Origin of the sequence: Pseudomonas sp. SAR267 (assembly GCF_052077595.1) — a bacterium.
In the GTDB taxonomy this organism is placed as follows: domain Bacteria; phylum Pseudomonadota; class Gammaproteobacteria; order Pseudomonadales; family Pseudomonadaceae; genus Aquipseudomonas; species Aquipseudomonas vlassakiae.
This window is the reverse complement of sequence record NZ_JBQIHU010000001.1, coordinates 2,236,081-2,256,024: the sequence shown is the minus strand read 5'-3', so window position 1 is coordinate 2,256,024 and position 19,944 is coordinate 2,236,081. Positions and strand designations below refer to the sequence as shown.

At 63.3% G+C, this 19,944-nt stretch carries 22 protein-coding genes; 16 read left to right on the top strand and 6 right to left on the bottom strand.

The genetic code is table 11. The features are described 5' to 3' along the window. Nucleotides 1-61 precede the first annotated feature (61 nt). Nucleotides 62-517, bottom strand: coding sequence for a MaoC family dehydratase (locus tag ACTORR_RS10840; RefSeq protein ID WP_054886172.1), 456 nt, complete (start codon nt 515-517; stop codon nt 62-64). A gap of 144 nt (nt 518-661) precedes the next feature. Between ACTORR_RS10840 and ACTORR_RS10835 the strand changes: the two genes are divergently transcribed. Genes ACTORR_RS10835 through ACTORR_RS10825 form a run of 3 tightly spaced genes read left to right on the top strand, consistent with a single transcriptional unit; the run spans nt 662 to nt 2,340 of the window. Further along, nucleotides 662-1,021 carry a CidA/LrgA family protein gene (locus ACTORR_RS10835; protein WP_054886171.1) on the top strand — a complete coding sequence of 120 codons (360 nt, stop codon included), beginning with the start codon at nt 662-664 and terminating at the stop codon, nt 1,019-1,021. Between the two features lie 2 nt (nt 1,022-1,023). After that, a complete protein-coding gene (locus tag ACTORR_RS10830) occupies nt 1,024-1,740 on the top strand; it encodes an LrgB family protein (protein WP_054886170.1) in 717 nt (238 codons plus the stop codon). A gap of 9 nt (nt 1,741-1,749) precedes the next feature. Continuing rightward, nucleotides 1,750-2,340 (top strand): LON peptidase substrate-binding domain-containing protein, encoded by a 591-nt coding sequence (locus tag ACTORR_RS10825; RefSeq protein WP_054886169.1) that lies wholly within the window; start codon nt 1,750-1,752, stop codon nt 2,338-2,340. Between the two features lie 194 nt (nt 2,341-2,534). On the opposite strand, the gene ACTORR_RS10820 is transcribed toward ACTORR_RS10825, so the two are convergent. Continuing rightward, the gene (locus tag ACTORR_RS10820) at nt 2,535-3,851 is read right to left on the bottom strand and encodes a bifunctional DedA family/phosphatase PAP2 family protein (protein WP_313364965.1); all 1,317 of its coding nucleotides are present in this window, start codon (nt 3,849-3,851) and stop codon (nt 2,535-2,537) included. Nucleotides 3,852-3,854: 3 nt separating this feature from the next. Next, nucleotides 3,855-4,547, bottom strand: coding sequence for a DNA-3-methyladenine glycosylase (locus ACTORR_RS10815; protein ID WP_054886167.1), 693 nt, complete (start codon nt 4,545-4,547; stop codon nt 3,855-3,857). Nucleotides 4,548-4,751: 204 nt separating this feature from the next. On the opposite strand from ACTORR_RS10815, the gene ACTORR_RS10810 reads away from it, so the two are divergent. The 13 genes from ACTORR_RS10810 (at nt 4,752) to ACTORR_RS10750 (ending at nt 17,112) form a co-directional block, all read left to right on the top strand. Continuing rightward, on the top strand, nt 4,752-6,023 hold the full coding sequence (locus tag ACTORR_RS10810; protein ID WP_054886166.1) for a glutamate-5-semialdehyde dehydrogenase: 1,272 nt from the start codon (nt 4,752-4,754) through the stop codon (nt 6,021-6,023). A gap of 1 nt (nt 6,024) precedes the next feature. Continuing rightward, a complete protein-coding gene (nadD, locus tag ACTORR_RS10805; RefSeq protein WP_099814648.1) occupies nt 6,025-6,684 on the top strand; it encodes a nicotinate-nucleotide adenylyltransferase in 660 nt (219 codons plus the stop codon). A 44-nt stretch (nt 6,685-6,728) separates the two neighbouring features. Next, the gene (rsfS, locus tag ACTORR_RS10800) at nt 6,729-7,151 is read left to right on the top strand and encodes a ribosome silencing factor (protein ID WP_099814649.1); all 423 of its coding nucleotides are present in this window, start codon (nt 6,729-6,731) and stop codon (nt 7,149-7,151) included. Between the two features lie 9 nt (nt 7,152-7,160). Next, on the top strand, nt 7,161-7,628 hold the full coding sequence (gene rlmH / locus ACTORR_RS10795) for a 23S rRNA (pseudouridine(1915)-N(3))-methyltransferase RlmH (RefSeq protein WP_008090421.1): 468 nt from the start codon (nt 7,161-7,163) through the stop codon (nt 7,626-7,628). A gap of 16 nt (nt 7,629-7,644) precedes the next feature. Next, a complete protein-coding gene (mrdA, locus tag ACTORR_RS10790) occupies nt 7,645-9,534 on the top strand; it encodes a penicillin-binding protein 2 (RefSeq protein ID WP_054886163.1) in 1,890 nt (629 codons plus the stop codon). Between the two features lie 38 nt (nt 9,535-9,572). Next, nucleotides 9,573-10,676, top strand: a complete 1,104-nt coding sequence (rodA, locus tag ACTORR_RS10785; protein WP_054886191.1) for a rod shape-determining protein RodA — start codon at nt 9,573-9,575, stop codon at nt 10,674-10,676. Nucleotides 10,677-10,693: 17 nt separating this feature from the next. Next, nucleotides 10,694-11,704, top strand: a complete 1,011-nt coding sequence (gene mltB, locus ACTORR_RS10780) for a lytic murein transglycosylase B (protein WP_054886190.1) — start codon at nt 10,694-10,696, stop codon at nt 11,702-11,704. Then, nucleotides 11,704-12,705 (top strand): septal ring lytic transglycosylase RlpA family protein, encoded by a 1,002-nt coding sequence (locus ACTORR_RS10775; protein WP_099814650.1) that lies wholly within the window; start codon nt 11,704-11,706, stop codon nt 12,703-12,705. Before mltB ends, ACTORR_RS10775 begins: the two co-directional genes overlap by 1 nt. 209 nt (nt 12,706-12,914) lie before the next feature. Then, the gene (locus tag ACTORR_RS10770; RefSeq protein ID WP_054886161.1) at nt 12,915-14,075 is read left to right on the top strand and encodes a D-alanyl-D-alanine carboxypeptidase family protein; all 1,161 of its coding nucleotides are present in this window, start codon (nt 12,915-12,917) and stop codon (nt 14,073-14,075) included. A gap of 74 nt (nt 14,076-14,149) precedes the next feature. Continuing rightward, a complete protein-coding gene (locus ACTORR_RS10765; RefSeq protein ID WP_054886160.1) occupies nt 14,150-14,425 on the top strand; it encodes a DUF493 domain-containing protein in 276 nt (91 codons plus the stop codon). Then, on the top strand, nt 14,425-15,072 hold the full coding sequence (gene lipB / locus ACTORR_RS10760) for a lipoyl(octanoyl) transferase LipB (protein WP_054886159.1): 648 nt from the start codon (nt 14,425-14,427) through the stop codon (nt 15,070-15,072). Before ACTORR_RS10765 ends, lipB begins: the two co-directional genes overlap by 1 nt. A 2-nt stretch (nt 15,073-15,074) precedes the next feature. Then, nucleotides 15,075-16,091 carry a lipoyl synthase gene (lipA, locus tag ACTORR_RS10755; protein ID WP_262108835.1) on the top strand — a complete coding sequence of 339 codons (1,017 nt, stop codon included), beginning with the start codon at nt 15,075-15,077 and terminating at the stop codon, nt 16,089-16,091. An 82-nt stretch (nt 16,092-16,173) separates the two neighbouring features. After that, nucleotides 16,174-17,112, top strand: coding sequence for a S66 peptidase family protein (locus tag ACTORR_RS10750; RefSeq protein WP_054886157.1), 939 nt, complete (start codon nt 16,174-16,176; stop codon nt 17,110-17,112). A gap of 34 nt (nt 17,113-17,146) precedes the next feature. Here ACTORR_RS10750 and ACTORR_RS10745 read toward each other — a convergent pair whose 3' ends face one another. From ACTORR_RS10745 to holA, 3 genes are all read right to left on the bottom strand, one after another. Next, the gene (locus tag ACTORR_RS10745) at nt 17,147-18,463 is read right to left on the bottom strand and encodes a lytic murein transglycosylase (RefSeq protein WP_054886156.1); all 1,317 of its coding nucleotides are present in this window, start codon (nt 18,461-18,463) and stop codon (nt 17,147-17,149) included. A 60-nt stretch (nt 18,464-18,523) separates the two neighbouring features. Then, nucleotides 18,524-18,688 (bottom strand): alternative ribosome rescue factor ArfA, encoded by a 165-nt coding sequence (gene arfA / locus ACTORR_RS10740; protein ID WP_054886155.1) that lies wholly within the window; start codon nt 18,686-18,688, stop codon nt 18,524-18,526. 196 nt (nt 18,689-18,884) lie between these two features. Further along, nucleotides 18,885-19,922 (bottom strand): DNA polymerase III subunit delta, encoded by a 1,038-nt coding sequence (gene holA, locus ACTORR_RS10735; protein WP_099814653.1) that lies wholly within the window; start codon nt 19,920-19,922, stop codon nt 18,885-18,887. Nucleotides 19,923-19,944: the final 22 nt, after the last annotated feature.

Below are 19,944 nucleotides of genomic sequence, written 5' to 3'. Positions count from 1 at the left end.
CGTGTGGCGATCCTGTGCAAGCGGGTTCACCGAGCCGTCGAACCGCCGCGAAGCGGCCGGTTCAGACAAAGCAGAGCGAGAGGGGTTCAGCGATATAGGCCGGCTTCTCTTCGCCTTCGATCTCCAGGGTAGCGGTCGCCTTGAGCAGCCACTGCCCCGGCTTCTTCTCGGTCACCTCACCCAGGTCCACCTTCAGTCGAACCTTGCTGTCGACCTTTACCGGCTGGATGAAACGCACGCTGTCGAGTCCATAATTGACCACCATCTTCAATCCCTCAGGCAGTACCAGGATGTCCATCATCAGCATGGGGATCAGCGACAAGGTCAGAAAACCATGCGCGATGGTGGTGCCGAACGGGGTTTTCGCCGCCTTTTCCGGGTCGACATGGATGAACTGGAAATCGCCGGTGGCTTCAGCGAACAGGTTGATGCGCTGCTGGTCGATCTTCAGCCAGTCGGAACGTCCCAGCTCCTTTCCAACGTACTGCGATAGCTCATTTACCGGTACATAGGGCATCGCGACTCTCCAGGTTGTCATTTGGTACGAAAGTGCAAGATCAGCACGGCGAACCGTTTCAGCCAAGAAGCCCGCATTTCGGCGAATATCGGCTTATACGTAACGCGTGCTTATAATGACGCGGCGTGCCTGAAGGAGATCCTTATGCTGTTGCGTGGTTTGACCTGGCTGGTGCTGTTTCAGCTGCTGGGTACGGCGCTCAATCACTTGTGTGTGCCGATTCTGCCGGGCCCGATCATCGGCCTGTTGCTGCTGCTGTTTTTCCTCATGGCTCGCGGCGAGGTCGGCAAGCCGCTGAGCGAGGCCGCCGGTAGCCTGCTACGTTACCTGCCATTGCTGCTGGTGCCACCGGCGGTGGGGGTGATGGTCTACGCCAAGGACATTGCCGCAGACTTCTGGGCGATTGCCGGTGCGTTGCTGATTTCCTGCCTGGTCACCCTGGTGTTCGTCGGCCTGCTGATGCAGAAGCTAATCGACCGCCAACACGGCAAGCACGAGGAGTAGCCATGATCTTTGATTGGCAGGGCGCGCTCGACGCGGTCATTCACCATCCCTTGTTCGGTATCGGGATCACGTTGGGCGCGTACCAGATAGTGCTGGCTGCCTACGAAAAGACCCGCTGGCTGTTCCTGCAACCGGTATTGGTGTCGATGCTGCTGGTGATCGGCGTGCTGCTGACCTGCGGCATCAGCTACGGCGAATACCGCAAAAGCACCGAAATCATGAACATCCTCCTCGGTCCCGCCACCGTGGCCCTGGCGGTGCCGCTCTATCTCAACCTTCGGCGCATCCGGCAGCTGTTCTGGCCGACTTTTACTACGCTGGTAATCGGAGGCCTGTTCGCCACGGTCTGCTGCTTGCTGCTGGGGTGGTGGTTCGGTGCCGAACACATGATCCTGATGACCATGGCGCCGAAATCGGTCACTTCGCCGATCGCCATGCTGGTGGCGGAACAGATTGGTGGCGTGGCGGCGCTGGCGGCCGTGTTCGTGTTGATTACCGGGGTGATCGGGGCAATCTTCGGCCCCGCACTGCTGACCCGTCTGGGTGTGCACAGCCCGGAGGCGCGTGGCATGTCGCTAGGTGTGACGGCTCATGCCGTGGGCACTTCGGTGGCCTTGCAGGAAAGTGACGAGTGCGGCGCTTTTGCCGCGCTGGCGATGAGCCTGATGGGGGTGGCCACGGCGGTGTTCCTGCCGTTGGCGGTCAGCCTGGTGGCTTGAGGAGTTGTGATGACGCTACCGCTGTTTCCCCTCAATACCGTGTTGTTTCCCGGTTGCCTGCTGGATCTGCAGATCTTCGAGGCGCGCTACCTGGACATGATTGGCCGCTGCATGAAGCAGGGCACTGGCTTTGGCGTGGTGTGCATCGTCGAAGGCGAGCAGGTCGGCAAGGCGCCGCCGGTGGTGGCTTCGATCGGTTGCGAGGCCATGATTCGTGATTTCGTCCAGCAGGACAACGGCTTGCTGGGTATTCGCGTGGAAGGTGTACGGCGCTTCGAGTTGAGCCAGACCGAAGTGCAGAAGGATCAATTGCTGGTCGGCGAGGTGCATTGGCTGGCGGAGCAGCCGGACAGCCCGCTCACCGATCACGATGATGACTTGCTGGCGCTGTTGGTGGCCCTGGGCGAGCATCCGATGGTCGAGGCGCTGGACATGCCGCGGGACGTCGACGGGCGCCAGGCCCTGGCCAACCAACTGGCTTACCTGTTGCCGTTCATGGAAGAGGACAAGCTGGACTTGCTGGCGATCGACTCGCCGGCGCAGCGGCTGGAAGAGATCCAGAAGCTGCTGGAGCGCATCCAGGGTGAGTTGTTCGCCTGATTGAGCTCAGTGGCCCGTACCGGCCTCTTCGCGGCTAAAGTCGCTCCTGCAGGTAATGTGCGATCCCTGTAGAAGCAACTGTCTTGCTCAATAGCTTAAAGCTGGCGCGGCTCCACAAGTACAGCGCACGCCTGGACGCTGGTGATGATCCTGTGGGAGCGGCTTTAGCCGCGAAGAGGCTGGTGCAGGCTATCTCAATATTGGTAACGCAGCAGGGCGTGGGGCAGCGCATGCATGGCAAAGAACGCCAGCAGCGCGATACACGTCGGCAGCACCAGCCACCAGACTTTTTGCGGCAGTGCCGTCAGCGGCTGCCGATGCTGCACCAGGGTCAGGCTCAGGGCGCACACGCAACAGGCCAGCAGGGCACCGGCCATGATGTCGGTCGGCCAATGGGCACCCAGGTACACCCGCGACAAGGCAATCGCCAGCGCCGGGATGCAGCCCAGCATCACCCAGGTCAGGCGCATGCGCGGCGGCATGCCGCGCCCTGCCAGCACCGCCAGGGTCAGGAAGAATGCGAACGATGCCGAACTGTGCCCGCTGGGCATGCTGTAGCTGGTCAAAGGGTCGCTCAGTACTTCCGGGCGGGCACGGGCGAACAGCCATTTGAGCGTGCCATTGGCCAGCGCCGTGCCCATCAGCGTACCGCCCGCGAACAGGGCATGGCGCCACTGACGCGCCAGGAGCAGCAAGCCGGTCAGCAAACCTCCCAGGAAAAACTGGGTCTTGAAGTCGCCCAACCGGGTCACCAGCACCACGGTGCCGTCAATGGCTTTGCTACGGTGCTCCTGCACCAGCGTCATCACGCCCTGATCGAAGGCCTGCAGGTAGGGCCAGCCAAGAAACACCGCCGTCAGTGCGATGAAGCTGAGGCCGGCGATCAGCCGGGTACCATGACGCTGATCGCGCAGGCTGCTGTTCAGGCTCAGGCCGATCAGTACCGCCAGGGTCCCGGCGATGATGCCGGCATCCAGCCAGAAACCTTCTGGCAAGGGCAGGCGCATGGCCGCACCGGTGGCCCAGCCGGGCAGCAGATAGGCCACCGACCAACCGGCACCCGCCACCAGGCTGACGGCGATGAAGCGCGGCAGCGGCATATCGAACATCCCGGCCACCATTGGCAGCATCGGCCGCAGCGGGCCGATGAAGCGGCCGACCAGCAGGCTGGCGATGCCGTAGCGCTGGAAGTAGGCCTCGGCGCTGCCGATCCATTCGGGGTGATGGCGCAGCAGCGGCAGGCGGCGGATGTTCTGGTGGAAGTACTTGCCGACGGTGTATGACAGAGCGTCACCGAGCAGGCCGCCGAGGAACCCCAGCAGCAGGGTTTCACCCAGGCTGAATGCACCACTGCCGGCCAGCACGGCAACGGCAAACAGCAGTACCGTGCCCGGCACGATGATGCCGGCAATGGCCAGGCACTCAACGCACGCCACCAAAAAAATCGCCAGGCCAAGCCACTGGGGGTTGGCGCTGAGCCAGCCGGTCAGGCTGTCGAGCCATTGGCCCATGTTTCAGCTTCCTTGTTTGATGGTGAAAAAGTCTTGCCCTTCGACTTGGCCCCGGCGCAGCGGGTTCCGGGTGCAGAAACGGGCGTATTCGGCATCGACGAAGCGGTACGGCAGGTGCTCGTCGCGCCCGTGGGGAATGCCCAACCGTGCCGTCTGGATCACCCTTGGCACGGCGATGCCGCAGTCTTCGACGTACAGGCGCTCGGGGTCGAACCGTTGTGCGTCCCAGTGCGGCACTTTCAGGCCCATGGCCTTGCACAACAGGGTCTGCCCGGCGCACAGGCGCTCAGGTGGGCGCAGGTTGCCGCTGGCGTCGGGGTTGTTCAGTTGCATCTGCGCCAGGCTGTTGGCATCGGAGACGGCGTCGACCCAGGGATAGGCGGACTTGATCAGCACGGCGTTGCCTGGGCCCTGGGCACTGAAGTTGAGCGAGTCGCCGCCGCGGGCGTAATACATGTAGATGTGCCCGCCGTCGAGGAACAGCGCCTTGCGTTTTTCGGTGTAGCCGAGCGACGCGTGGCTGCCTTTGTCGGTCAGGTAGTAGGCCTCGGTCTCGATGATCCGCGCGGCCAGCCACAGGTCGCCTTGGCGATGACGGATGACTTTGCCCAGCAACGCCTTGGCCAAGGTCTGGGCGTCGCGGTCGAAGAAGCTGTCGGGGAGGGCGCGTGCAGGGCAGGGGGCTGAGGCTGGCATGCTGGCGGTTCGTGGCAGTAAAGGCGGGGATGATAGCAATGAATAGCTTAATCGAGGCTGAACCGGGACAGTTCGATAAGCGCGGTTACATCTTTCCTATGGATTCTACCGAGCCATTTTCGACCATCCGCCACCCGCCGCTGGGCGTATACCTGCGCGGCAGTTATAATCAGCCGATTTCCCCTTCGCCAAGACACCGAACCGATGACTGAGTCCGTTCTTGACTACATGACCCGCCTGGGTCGCGCCGCACGCCAGGCTTCCCGCGTCATCGCACGTGCCAGCACCGCGCAGAAGAACCGCGCCCTGCAGGCCGCCGCCGATGCGCTGGATGCTGCGCGCGCCGAGCTTGCCGCAGCCAACGAACAGGACCTGGCCGCCGGCCGTGCCAATGGCCTGGAAGCGGCGCTGCTTGACCGCCTGGCGCTGACACCGGCGCGTATCGACGGCATGATCACTGGCCTGCGCCAAGTGGCAAGCCTGCCAGACCCGGTCGGCGCCATCCGCGACATGAGCTACCGCCCGTCGGGCATTCAGGTCGGCAAGATGCGCGTGCCGCTGGGGGTGATCGGGATCATCTACGAGTCGCGCCCGAACGTGACCATCGATGCCGCCAGCCTGTGCCTGAAATCGGGCAACGCCACCATCCTTCGTGGCGGTTCCGAGGCCATCCACTCCAACCGTGCCATCGCCACCTGCATCCAGCGTGGCCTGGCTGCGGCCGGCTTGCCGGCTGCCGTGGTGCAGGTGGTCGAGACCACCGATCGCGAAGCCGTTGGCGCGCTGATCAGCATGCCCGAGTTCGTCGACGTCATCGTGCCGCGCGGTGGCCGTGGCCTGATCGAGCGCATCAGTCGCGATGCCCGGGTGCCGGTCATCAAGCACCTGGACGGTATCTGCCACGTCTATGTGGCCGAGCACGCCGACCTGGACAAGGCCTGGCGCGTGGCATTCAACGCCAAGACCTACCGCTACGGCATCTGTGGTGCGATGGAAACCCTGCTGGTCGACCAGCGCGTGGCCGAAGGCTTCCTGCCGGAAATGGCCCGCCGCTTCCAGGAGAAGGGCGTCGAACTGCGTGGCTGCGAGCGTACCCGTGGGTTGATCGAGGCCACGCCGGCCACTGAAGACGACTGGCACACCGAGTACCTCGACGCGATCCTGTCGATCCGCGTCGTCGACGGCCTGGACCAGGCCATCGAGCACATCAACCAGTACGGCTCGCACCACACCGACTCGATCATTACCGAACATCAAGGCCAGGCCCGCCAGTTCATGGCCGAGGTCGATTCGGCATCGGTGATGCTCAATACCCCGACCTGCTTCGCCGATGGCTTCGAGTACGGCCTGGGCGCGGAAATCGGCATTTCCACCGACAAGCTGCATGCCCGCGGCCCGGTCGGCCTGGAAGGCCTGACCTGCGAGAAGTACGTGGTGATCGGTGACGGCCAACTGCGCGGCCAGGAGTCCTGCTGAGTTGAGCAAGGCCCAGGCAGTCCGGCGCATCGGCATTCTTGGCGGTACCTTCGACCCCGTGCACATCGGCCACCTGCGCAGCGCGCTGGAAGTGGCCGAGTTCATGGCGCTCGATGAGCTGCGCCTGTTGCCCAATGCCCGACCGCCACACCGCGATACCCCGCAGGTGGCGGCGCAGGATCGCCTGGCCATGGTCCGTGAAGCGGTGCAGGGCGTCGATTGCCTGAGTGTCGATGCCCGCGAGCTGGAGCGCGACAAACCGTCGTACACCATCGACACGCTGGAGTCGATCCGCGCCGAGCTGGGCATCGACGACCAGCTGTTCCTGGTACTGGGCTGGGATGCCTTTTGCGGCCTGCCCACCTGGCACCGCTGGGAAGAACTGTTGCAGCACTGTCACATCCTGGTGCTGCAACGCCCGGATGCCGACGTTGAACCCCCTGACGAGTTGCGCAACCTGCTGGCTGCGCGCTCGGAGAGCGATCCCACCGCCATGTCCGGCCCGGCGGGGAATATTTCGTTCGTCTGGCAGACGCCGCTCGCGGTGTCGGCTACACAGATCCGACAGCTGCTGGCCAGCGGCAAATCGGTGAGGTTCCTGGTGCCGGACGCCGTACTGGCCTACATCGAGGCGCACGAACTGTATCGTGCCCCTCACTGACGGTGCCCCAGGGCGCCTCATCCAAACGAGTTGAAGAGTTTTTTATGAGCAAGCAGAAAATCAATGGCGAAGAACTGGTCATGCTGACCATCAGCGCCCTGGAAGACGTCAAGGCCCAGGACATCCAGGTCATCGACGTGCGCGAAAAGCACAGCCTGACTGACTACATGATCATTGCCACCGGTACTTCCAACCGTCAGATCAACGCGATGCTGGAAAAGGTCCGTGAAGCGGTCAAGGCCAAGGGCGCACAGCCGCTGGGTGAAGAAGGCAAGGGCGACAGCGACTGGGTACTGCTGGACCTGAACGACGTCATCGTGCACATGATGACCGCCGCTGCCCGCCAGTTCTACGACCTGGAGCGCCTGTGGATGGGCGCCGAGCAGAGCCGTGCCGCCGATGCCAAGCACCACAGCCCGGAAAACGCCAGCGACTTCTTCACCGAAAAACTGAAAGACCGGGAATAAGGAAGCGTCGTGCGTCTGCGTCTGATCGCGGTCGGCTCGCGTATGCCCAAGTGGGTCGAGGAAGGCTGGCATGAATATGCCAAGCGCCTGCCCCAGGAGCTGTCGCTCGAGCTGGTGGAAATCCCGCTGAACACCCGTGGCAAGAATGCCGACGTCGCCCGCCTGATCCGTCAGGAGGGCGAGGCCATGCTGAGCAAGGTTCAGCCTGGGGAACGCATCGTCACCCTCGAGGTCCATGGCAAGCCCTGGAGTACCGAGCAGCTGGCCACCGAGCTGGACCGCTGGCGCCTGGACTCGCGCACGGTGAATTTGATGGTTGGCGGTCCGGAGGGGCTGGCGCCTGAGGTCTGCGCACGCGCCGAGCAGCGCTGGTCGCTGTCGCCGTTGACCCTGCCGCACCCGTTGGTAAGGATACTCATCGGCGAGCAGATCTACCGCGCCTGGACGGTATTGTCCGGGCACCCTTACCACAAATGAGCCTGTAAGCAGTCCGATGTCGCAGCCGATCCGTCTCAAGGACCATGAGAAAGACGCCCGCCTGGTGCGCAACCGCGTCGTTGTCGGCGCGGTGGCGGTCATGCTGCTCATTTGCGTGTTGGTCGCGCGGCTGTATTACCTGCAGATCATCCAGTACGACTATCACTCGACGCTTTCGGAAAACAACCGGGTGCATGTGCAGCCGATTCCGCCGACGCGCGGGTTGATCTTCGACCGCAACGGGGTGATCGTCGCCGACAACCGGCCCAGTTTCAGCCTGTCGATGACACGTGAACGTGCGGGGAACTGGCAGGAAGTGCTGGATACCATCGTCGAAGTGTTGGACCTGACGGCGGATGACCGGGCGCTGTTCGAAAAGCGCATGAAGCAGGGGCGTCGGCCGTTCGAGCCGGTGCCGATCCTGTTCGAACTCAACGAAGAGCAGATCGCCCGCGTGGCGGTCAACCAGTTCCGCCTGCCTGGCGTCGAGGTCGTCGCCCAGCTGGTGCGCCATTACCCTCAGGGCGCGCATTTCGCTCATTCGGTCGGTTATGTCGGGCGGATCAACGAAAAAGAGCTGAAAACCCTCGATCCGGTCAACTACAGCGGCACCCACCATATCGGCAAGACCGGCATCGAGCGCTTCTACGAGCCCGAGCTGCACGGCCAGGTCGGTTACGAGGAAGTCGAGACCAACGCCCGGGGCCGCGTGCTGCGGGTGCTCAAGCGCACCGACCCGAAGCCGGGCAAGGACATCGTGCTGAGCCTCGACATCAAGCTGCAGGAAGCCGCCGAGGCCGCCCTGGGTGGCCGGCGCGGCGCAGTGGTGGCGCTCGACCCGCGTACCGGCGAGGTGCTGGCGATGGTCAGCCAGCCGAGCTTCGACCCCAACCTGTTCGTCACTGGCATCAGCTTCAAGGCCTACGCCGAACTGCGCGACTCGATCGACCGGCCCCTGTTCAACCGCGTTTTGCGCGGCCTGTATCCGCCGGGTTCGACCATCAAGCCGGCGGTGGCCATTGCCGGCCTCGACAGTGGGGTGGTCAACGCCAGCAGCCGGGTGTTCGACCCGGGCTACTACCAGTTGCCCAACTACGATCACAAGTACCGTAACTGGAACCGCACCGGTGACGGCTGGGTCGACCTGGACACCGCGATCATGCGCTCCAACGACACCTACTTCTACGACCTTGCCCACAAGATGGGTATCGATCGGCTGTCCAGCTACATGAACAAGTTCGGCATCGGCCAGAAGGTCGCCCTCGACATGTTCGAGGAATCGCCCGGGCTGATGCCGTCGCGCGAATGGAAGCGCGCCACCCGCCGCCAGGCCTGGTTCCCGGGTGAAACGCTGATTCTCGGCATTGGCCAGGGCTACATGCAGGCCACGCCGCTGCAATTGGCCCAGGCCACTGCATTGATCGCCAACAAGGGCGTGTGGAACCGTCCACACCTGGCCAAGACCATCGAAGGCCAGCCGCCGGTGGACCCTAACCCGATGGAAGACATCGTCCTGCGCGACAAGTCCGATTGGGCCAAGGTCACCCACGGCATGGAGCAGGTGATGCACAACGCCCGCGGCACCGCGCGCAAGGCGGCGACCGGCGCCCAGTACCGCATCGCCGGCAAGAGCGGTACCGCCCAGGTGGTGGCGATCAAGCAGGGCGAGAAGTACGACCGCAACAAACTCCAGGAGCGCCACCGCGACCACGCCCTGTTCGTGGCCTTTGCCCCGGCCGACGATCCCAGGATCGTGGTCTCGGTGATGGTCGAGAACGGTGAGTCCGGCTCCGGCGTTGCCGCGCCCGTGGTGCGGCAGATCATGGACGCCTGGCTGCTCGACGAGAGCGGCCGGCTGAAAAGCGAATTCGCGCCTGCCACCGTCGCCCAGGAAACGGCCCAGTGAAGAACAATTTCGATCGCATGCTCTCCAGCGAGGACGTGATGCGTCGACGCGCCAGCTTCCTGCAGCGCATCCACATCGACGGCCCCTTGCTGATCATCCTGCTGACCCTCGCTGCCGGCAGCCTGTTCGTCCTCTATTCGGCCAGTGGCAAGAACTGGGACCTGCTGCTCAAGCAGGCCACCTCGTTCGGTATCGGCCTGGTCTCGATGTTCGTCATCGCCCAGCTTGAGCCGCGCTTCATGGCCCGCTGGGTGCCACTGGCGTATCTGGTAGGGGTGTGCCTGCTGGTGGTGGTCGATGTCATGGGCCACAACGCCATGGGTGCCACGCGCTGGATCAACATCCCCGGGGTGATCCGTTTCCAGCCCTCGGAATTCCTCAAGATCATCATGCCGGCGACCATCGCCTGGTACCTGTCCAAGCGCACGTTGCCGCCGCACCTGAAACACGTGGCAATAAGCCTGGTGTTGATTGGCGTGCCGTTCATTCTTATCGTCCGTCAGCCTGACCTGGGCACGGCGTTGCTGATTCTTGCCTCCGGCGCATTCGTGCTGTTCATGGGTGGGCTGCGCTGGCGCTGGATCCTCAGCGTACTTGCAGCGACGGTACCGGTAGCGGTGGCGATGTGGTTCTTCGTGATGCACGACTACCAGAAGCAGCGCGTACTGACATTCCTCGACCCTGAAAGCGATCCGCTGGGTACCGGCTGGAACATCATCCAGTCGAAGGCTGCCATCGGTTCTGGTGGTGTGTTCGGCAAGGGTTGGCTACTGGGTACCCAGTCGCACCTGGACTTCCTGCCGGAAAGCCACACCGACTTCATCATCGCGGTGCTTGGCGAGGAGTTCGGCCTGGTCGGCATCTGCCTGCTGCTGATCGTCTACCTGCTGCTGATCGGCCGCGGGCTGATGATCACCGCTCAGGCGCAGACCCTGTTCGGCAAGTTGCTGGCAGGCAGCCTGACCATGACCTTCTTTGTCTATGTGTTCGTCAATATCGGTATGGTCAGCGGCCTGTTGCCCGTGGTGGGGGTGCCGCTGCCCTTCATCAGCTATGGCGGAACTTCGTTGGTGACGCTGCTGTCAGCGTTTGGCGTTCTGATGTCGATCCACACGCACCGCAAATGGATCGCGCAAGTTTGAATAAGGTGAACAATTTCATGCAAGCAGTGCGTAACTGGGCTGCCCGTTGTGCGCCGTGGATCGGCGCGGTGGGCCTGTTCGGCGCTGTACAGCTGGCCCATGCCGGTGACTACGACGGCTCCCCGCAGGTGACCGAGTTCGTTCTCCAGATGAGCCGCGACTACGGGTTTGCTCCCGAGCAATTGAACGGTGTGTTCCGCGAGGTGCAGCGCAAGCAGTCGATTCTCGACGCCATCTCGCGCCCGGCCGAACGGGTCAAGCCGTGGAAGGAATACAGGCCAATGTTCATCACCGACGCGCGCATTGCCCGGGGTGTGGACTTCTGGCGTCAGCACGAGGCGGTGCTGGCCCGGGCCGAGCAAACTTATGGTGTGCCGGCGCAATACATCGTCGCGATCATCGGGGTGGAGACCTTCTTTGGCCGCAACACCGGCAACTACCGAGTGATCGATGCCTTGTCCACCCTGGCCTTCGACTACCCGCCGCGAGCCGAATTCTTCCGCAAGGAGCTGCGCGAGTTCCTGCTGCTGGCCCGCGACGAACAGATCGACCCGCTCAACCTCAAGGGTTCCTACGCCGGCGCGATGGGCTTGCCGCAGTTCATGCCGAGCAGCTTCCGCAACTACGCAGTGGACTTCGACGGCGACGGTCACATCAACATCTGGAACAACCCCGACGATGCCATCGGCAGCGTGGCCAGCTACTTCAAGCGCCATGGCTGGGTGGCCGGCGAAGGCGTGGTCAGCCGCGCTCGGGTCAGTGGTACGCGGGTCGACGAAGGCGTCACCACGGGCATCGAGCCGGTCAAGACGGTCGGGGAGTTGCGGGCGTTGGGCTGGTCGAGCCATGATGCGCTGCGCGATGATCTGCCGGTGACGGCTTTGCGCCTGGAAGGCGAAAACGGCCCCGAGTACTGGATGGGCCTGAAGAACTTCTACGCGATCACTCGCTACAACCGCAGCGTGATGTATGCCATGGCGGTGCATCAGCTTGCGGAACAGCTGGTCCAAGTACGGGGCGTCAAGTAATGCGCGCAATCATCTCTGCCAATACCTTCAAGCTGCTGACCTGCATGACCGTCGGCATATTGCTGGTCAGCTGTTCCTCCAGCCGCCCGACCTCCCAGGGCAGTGGCAATGTCGTCCGTTCGCAGCCTGGCCTGGATATCAACCGTGCCCACAAGGACGGTGCGCCGTGGTGGGATGTGGATGTCAACAAGATCCCTGATGCCACCCCGACCGTGCATACCGGTGCCTACAAGGCCAACCCGTATACCGTGCTGGGCAAGACCTACTACCCGATGCAGGACGCGCGCAACTACCGCGCCGAGGGCACTGCATCGTGGTATGGCACCAAGTTCCACGGCCAGAACACTGCCAACGGAGAACTGTACGACCTCTACGGCATGAGCGCGGCGCACAAGACCCTGCCGCTGCCGGCCTATGTCCGGGTGACCAACCTGGCCAACGGTCGTAGTGTGATCCTGCGGGTGAACGACCGTGGCCCGTTCTATTCCGATCGGATCATCGACCTGTCCTATGCGGCGGCGAAGAAACTCGGCTATGCCGAGATCGGCACCGCGCACGTACGGGTCGAGGGTATCGACCCGCAGCAGTGGTGGGCACAGAAGGGCCAGAAGCCGCCACTGATGCTGAAAGAACCGCAGGTCGCGCAGACCCAGGCGATTCCGGCCAGCACCGGGCGGGTCGAGCAGTGGACCCCGCCACCGCAGCAGCACGCGGCGCCGGTGGTGCCGGTGCAGGTGGGCGGCGGCAACGTGCCAGCCGGCGCGGCTGGCAATGTCCTGCAGGTAGGTGCCTTCGCCAACCCGGATGCTGCCGAACTGCTGCGCTCCAAGCTCAGCACCATGGTCAGCGCGCCGGTGTTCATCAGCTCCATCGTGCGCAACCAGCAAACCCTGCACCGCGTGCGCCTGGGGCCGTTCGGCAGCCAGGGCGAGATCCAGCAGGCACAGGACAGCATTCGCCTGGCGAATCTTGGCCAGGCCAAGCTGGTCACCGCTGACTGACCGTTCATGTGGGGGTCCGGGCCTCCACAAACTGTCGGTTTTGTCATGAATTGCCGGGCCCGGACATGTACAATATCGGCTTTTGCCCGCAGCGACATAAAGCCGCAGTTCGCGGGCCAGGCCGAAGGCCACCAAAACTAGACTGACTGGCGCTGGGCACACGATGTGGCCCAGGGAACATCAGACCATTAGCGATTTTCGAGAGACGGATGAACATCACCAACCTTGCCAAACGACTTTGCCTGCCCGTACTGCTGATGCTCACGCCTGCTGCCTTCGCAGCAGAGCAGATGATGCCGGCGCCACCGCAACTGGCAGCCAAGTCCTACGTACTCATGGACGCGTCCAGCGGCAACGTGCTGGTCGAGAACAACGGTGACGAGCGCCTGCCGCCTGCCAGCCTGACCAAGCTCATGACCGCCTACATCGCCACCGTCGACATCCGTCGCGGCCAGATCGGCGAAAACGACCCGGTCACCGTCAGCGAGAACGCCTGGCGTACCGGCGGTTCGCGCATGTTCATCAAGGTCGGTAGCCAGGTCACCGTGAGCGACCTGCTGCACGGCATCATCATCCAGTCGGGCAACGATGCCTCGGTTGCCCTGGCCGAGCACATCGCCGGCAGTGAAGACGCCTTCGCCGACATGATGAACAAGACCGCTGCCGAACTGGGCATGTCCAACAGCCATTTCATGAACCCGACCGGCCTGCCGAACCCGGAGCACTACTCCTCGGCGCACGACATGGCCCTGCTGGCCCGCGCGATCATCAATATCGACCCGGCCCACTACGCCATCTACTCGCAGAAAGAGTTCTTCTGGAACAACATCAAGCAGCCGAACCGCAACCTGCTGCTGTGGCGTGACAAGACCGTCGACGGTCTGAAAACCGGCCACACCGAAGAAGCCGGCTACTGCATGGTGGCTTCGGCCGTTCGTGACGGCCAGCGCCTGATCGCCGTGGTGTTCGGCACCAACAGCGAGCAAGCCCGTGCTGCCGAGACCCAGAAGCTGCTGACCTACGGTTTCCGCTTCTTCGAAACCCAGACCTTCTACCAGAAGGGCACCGAGCTGACCCAGGCTCCGGTCTGGAAGGGTGCTACCAGCCAAGTCAAGGCTGGCCTGGCCGAAGACCTGACCATGACTATGCCTAAAGGCCAGCTTAAACGTCTGGTGGCTTCGATGACCATGAACCCGCAGCTCACCGCACCAATCGCCAAAGGTGACGTGATCGGCAAAGTGGAAGTCAAACTGGACGAGAACGTGGTTCACAGCGCCGACCTGATCGCCCTCGATGGCGTCGAGGAAGGTGGTTTCTTCCGCCGTATGTGGGATAGCATCCGTCTATTCTTCTACGGGTTGTTCAACTGAATACGTGACCTGCACGCCCCCGCGTAACCAGTGGGGGCGTTGTTGTTGCCACGGCTTACGAGGCCGTTTCCGCCATGAGCGAACCTGACGTCAAGTCGCACAAAATCGAATTCCCCTGCGACGATTACCCGATCAAGGTAATCGGCGACACCGTAGTCGGCTTCAAGGACACGGTGATCGAGATCCTGAGCAAGCACGCGAGGGTCGACCTTTCCACATTGGCCGAGCGCCAGAGCAAGGAAGGCAAGTACACCACCGTGCAACTGCACATCGTCGCCGAAAGCGAAAATCAGCTGCATGACATCAACAGTGCCCTGCGTGCCACCGGCATCGTGAAAATGGTGCTCTGATGTCGCTTTGCCTCGGTGTTCGCGAACTTGGCCTGCAGCCCTATGAACCGGTGCTGGAGGCCATGCGTCGCTTCACCGAGCAGCGTAGCCCGGACAGCCAGGACGAAATCTGGCTGGTCGAGCACCCCGCGGTCTTCACCCAGGGCCAGGCCGGCAAGGCCGAGCACCTGCTGGTTCCGGGAGACATCCCGGTGGTGCAGACCGACCGCGGCGGCCAGGTGACCTACCATGGCCCCGGGCAGCTGGTGGCCTACCTGCTGCTGGACGTGCGGCGTCTGGGCTTTGGCGTGCGCGACCTGGTCAGCCGCATCGAGCAGACCCTGATCGACCTGCTGGCCAGCTATGGCGTCAACGCCGTGGCCAAGCCCGATGCGCCGGGTGTCTATGTCGACGGAGCGAAAATCGCCTCCCTCGGCCTGCGAATCCGCAACGGCCGTTCCTTCCACGGCCTTGCTCTGAACGTGGACATGGACCTAGCGCCATTCCGCCGAATCAACCCCTGTGGGTATGCGGGGCTGGCCATGACCCAGCTGCGTGACCTGGCAGGTCCGATCGAACTCGACGAGGTCAGGACAAGGCTGCGCGGACAGCTGGTCAGGCACCTCGACTATGCTGAGCAGACGACCCTCACGGGCGGAATCGACTGAATATGACAACTGTGCAAGAAGCCGTGCCGAACCTGATACCCACCCAGGATGCCACCGCGCGCCCAGCGCCGAAAAAAGTGGAAGCCGGGGTAAAGCTGCGTGGCGCCGAAAAGGTCGCGCGTATCCCGGTGAAGATCATCCCCACCGATGAGCTGCCGAAAAAGCCTGACTGGATCCGCGTGCGCATCCCGGTCTCCCCAGAAGTCGACCGCATCAAGCAGCTGCTGCGCAAGCACAAGCTGCACAGCGTGTGCGAAGAGGCGTCCTGCCCGAACCTGGGCGAGTGCTTCTCCGGTGGCACCGCGACCTTCATGATCATGGGCGACATCTGCACCCGTCGCTGCCCGTTCTGCGACGTTGGCCATGGCCGGCCGAAGCCACTGGACCTGGACGAGCCGAAGAACCTGGCCGTTGCCATTGCCGACCTGCGCCTGAAGTACGTGGTGATCACCTCGGTGGACCGCGACGACCTGCGAGACGGCGGTGCCCAGCACTTCGCCGACTGCATTCGCGAAATCCGCGCCTTGTCGCCTGGCGTGCAGCTGGAAACCCTGGTGCCGGATTACCGTGGCCGCATGGAGGTTGCCCTGGAAATCACTGCGCAAACGCCGCCTGACGTGTTCAACCACAACCTCGAGACCGTACCACGCCTGTACAAGGCCGCGCGTCCGGGTTCGGACTACGACTGGTCGCTGGACCTGCTGCAAAAGTTCAAGCAGATGGTCCCGCACGTGCCGACCAAGTCGGGCCTGATGCTCGGCCTGGGCGAGACCGACGAGGAGGTGATCGAGGTGATGCAGCGCATGCGTGAGCACGATATCGACATGTTGACCCTCGGGCAGTACCTGCAGCCATCGCGCAGCCACCTGCCGGTGCAGCGTTTTGTCCACCCGGACACCTTCGCCTGGTTCGCCGAGGAAGGCTACAAGATGGGCTTCAAGAACGTCGCTTCCGGCCCGTTGGTGCGTTCGTCGTACCATGCCGACCAGCAGGCGCACGAAGCCAAGATCAAGCTCTGATCCGGGCTTGAGTTGAACATGCCGATGCACGCTGAGAGGCGGCATCGGCATTTTTGTCTTTGCTGTCCCGTAAGGAGCTGCGATGAATTGCGTTGAAACCACAGAGTCCCGTTTGCCTGCCGCGCTGGCGGAAAATGCCTGCTTTGCCATCGTTGCACCGGCAGGGCCGGCACGTCTGGATGCGCAGAAGGCCGGCCAGTGGTTCAGTGAGCGTGGCTACCGTTGCCGGATCTACCCGGGCGTTTCCCAGGCTGTGGGTTACCTGGCCGGTAGCGACGAGCAGCGCCTGGAGGATCTGCATGCCGCTTTCGCCGACCCGCAGGTCGATGCGATCCTGTGCATGCGTGGTGGTTATGGCAGCATGCGCCTGCTCGATCGGCTCGATTTCGAGCTGATCCGCCGCAACCCCAAGCCGTTGATCGGCTACAGCGACATCACCGCGCTGCACACCGCCATTCACCAGCGTACCGGGTTGATCACCTTTCACGGTGCGATGCTCAATGCCGACCTGTTGGGCGCCAAGCTGCAACCGACCGAGTCATCGTTGCTGGCGCAGTTGGGCGGGCTTTTGCGGGAGGGCGATGAAATTGTCCATCCGGCCGCGTTCGCCTTGAATTGCGTGGTACCCGGTGTCGCCAGCGGGCGCCTGCTGGGTGGCAATCTGTCGATGCTGGGTGCCACCCTCGGGACGGTAGCGGAGATTGATACGCAGGGCTGCATCCTGTTCATCGAGGACGTCAATGAGCCGCTGTATCGGGTGGACCGGTTGCTGACCCAGTTGCGCCTGGCGGGCAAGCTGGAGGGCGTCCGGGGCGTTCTGGTGGGGGATTTTGCCGGGATTACCGTGGCAGCGCTGGCGCCGCTGCTGGAGGAGACGTTCGGGCCGCTGGGCGTGCCGGTGCTGGCCGGGTGGCGCAGTGGGCATTGTGATCCGAATGTGTGCTTGCCGCTGGGGGCATTGGTGAGGCTCGACAGTGAGCAGCAGACATTGGTGCTGGGTCAGGATTTGTTCAAGGCTTGAAATCGCCGGGGCCGCAAAGCGGCCCCGGGGTGCATCAGCGCTGACGCAGGCTATCAAGCAGCTTGTGGGTCGGATAGCCATCCGCCGGCCACCCCAGCTGCTGCTGGGCATTACGAATCGCCTTGCGGGTGTTGGCCCCGATGATGCCGTCCGGGTTCCCGGCTTCATGGCCACGGGCGTTCAGCAGATTTTGCAACTCCATGCGCTCGCTGCGGCTCAATGGCAGGTCTTCTTTCGGCCAGCTGCCGCTGATGAAGCCCCAGCCCGAGAAGCGATCACCGAGCAGGCTCACTGCCAGCGCGTAGGACGACGAATTGTTGTATTTGAGAATGGCGCGGAAGTTGTCCAGCACGAGGAATGCCGGACCACGAGCGCCCGCAGGCAGCAGCAGGGCTGCCGACAGCTGATTGCTGCCCGCTGGCAGCTGGGTACCTGCCGGCAGTTTCACGCCCATCTGCAACCATTCGTACACCGGCTTTCGCAGCGAGCCGTCGGCTTGCCAGTAGTCGAAACCGGCCGGCACCTGCACTTCAAAGCCCCAAGGCTGGCCATGTTTCCAGCCAGAGCTCTGCAGGTAGTGCGCAGTCGATGCCAAGGCATCTGGCGTGCTGTTCCAGATATCCCGGCGACCATCACCGTCGAAATCCACCGCATGGGTGTTGTAGGTGGTCGGGATGAACTGGGTCTGGCCCATGGCGCCGGCCCACGAACCCCGCATGGCCTCAGGCTGGATATCGCCGTGCTGGATGATTTGCAGGGCGGCGATCAGCTGGTCCTGAGCGAACTGAGGGCGGCGCCCTTCATAGGCGAGGGTGGCCAGCGAACGGATCACCGACTTGCTGCCCTGGAACTGGCCAAAGTTGCTCTCCATGCCCCACACCGCAACCAGCGCCTGACGATCGACGCCATAGCGCTGCTCGATGCGGGTCAGCAGTTCGGCGTTCTGTTCCAGCAGTTTCTTGCCGTTGCGCACGCGCAGGGGCGACAGCGCGCCCTCCAGGTATTCCCACACCGGGCGGGTGAATTCGGGCTGGCTGCGGTCGGCCTTGATCACATCGAGGTCAGGGGTCACGCCGAGGAATGCTCGGTCGAAGGTGCTCGCTTCGATGCCGGCCTGGAGGGCCTGCTGGCGGAAGTTCGCCTGCCATTCGGCGAAGGACAGCAGGGGCTGGATTTCAGTGCTGACGTCAGCTGTGGCGCTGGGCAGGGTCACTGCCGGCGCGGGCTGGGCGGGGGCCAGCGGCAGGGCGTCGGCGGCGGTGGGTTTTTCCGCGCAGGCGACGAGCAGGATGAAGCTGGAGGCCGCGAGTAACTGGCGGGAATTCCAACGGGGGAGAAGACTCAAGAGCATGCACGGATCCAGAATTGCAGGTCAGGTGCCGACCATACCATGCCTGCGCCTGCGATGCTTTCATGCGGCCAAAAAGTAAGAAGCCTCCCAATCTCTCGATTGGAAGGCTTTGCGGCGGTAGCTGCCCTTGCCTTTTTCCGGTTGTTCCTGGCGGCAGCGGAACAAGGGTTGGGCGATGATAGATTTGGCCTTGTTGTGGCCGTGCTTTTTCGGCTTTTTGCTCATGGCGGGATCCCGGCTAGGGTAGGTTTCGGGGCGGACTTTAGGGCTTGGGGCTTGGTGGGGCCAATTGATTGTCTTTATGGCTGAGATTCTGGGGCCGCTTCGCGCCCCTTTCGCGACACAAGGCCGCTCCTACAGGTGAACGCGGCTCCTTGTAGGAGCGGCCTTGTGTCGCGAAAAGGGCGCAATGCGCCCTCAGCTATTGCGAAGGAAGTACCAGGCGCTGCCCGGCCATCAACAGTGCCAATCGCGACAACCCGGTCCAGGGCGAGCCCTCGGCCTGCCCCTTGATTTGCGCATCGATACGCTGGGCATCCTGCAGCAACTGCGCCCAGCGCTGCGCCGAGAGGCGCTGAAGCGCTTTGCTGACCAGCGGTCGGCGCTTGTCCCACACGGGCGGACGCGCCTGGCTGAAGGCCTTGTCCAGCGGTACACCTTGGCTGAACTGCTGGGCCAGCCCGGCCAGCAGGCGCAGCTCACGCGCCAACGCCCAGAGAATCACCGGCGGTTCCACACCCTCGCCGCGCAGCCCTTCGAGCATGCGCAGTGCATGTGCGGCCTCACCATTGAGAATGGCGTCCACCAAGCCGAAGACATCGAAGCGCGCACTGTCGGCAACCGCAGCCTGTACCGTCTCGACGGTGATCTGGTTGCCCTCTGCCAGCAGCTTGAGCTTTTCGATCTCCTGGGCGGCGGCCAGCAAGTTGCCTTCTACCCGCGCGGCGATCAGATCGACGGCATCGCGTTGCGCCGACAACCCGGCCTGGGACAGGCGCTGGTTGATCCACTGGGGTAATTGCTGGGGATCCACCGGCCAGATCTGGATGAACTGACAGTGGGCACCTTCGATCAGTGCCTTGCCCCACTTGGTCTTTTGCGCGCTGCCGTCGAGCTTGGGCAGGCTGATCAGCAGCAGGGTGTCTTCGGCGGGCTTGGCGCAATATTCCATGAGTGCCGCAGCGCCCTTGTCACCGGGCTTGCCCGACGGCAGGCGCAGCTCCAGCAGGCGCCGCTGGGCGAATAGCGACAGGCTGGCACCCGCTTGCAGCAGGGTACCCCAGTCGAAATTGGCGTCAGCGCTGAACACCTGGCGTTCGTCAAACCCCTGCTGGCGCGCCGCATTGCGGATGGCATCGGCGGCTTCCTGGCACAGCAGTGGGTCGTCGCCACTGACCACGTAGACCGGGGCCAGGCTACCTTGCAGGTGCTTGTTGAGTTGGGCGGGGGCGAGCTTCATGGGAGCAGGCGGGGCGCCGGAG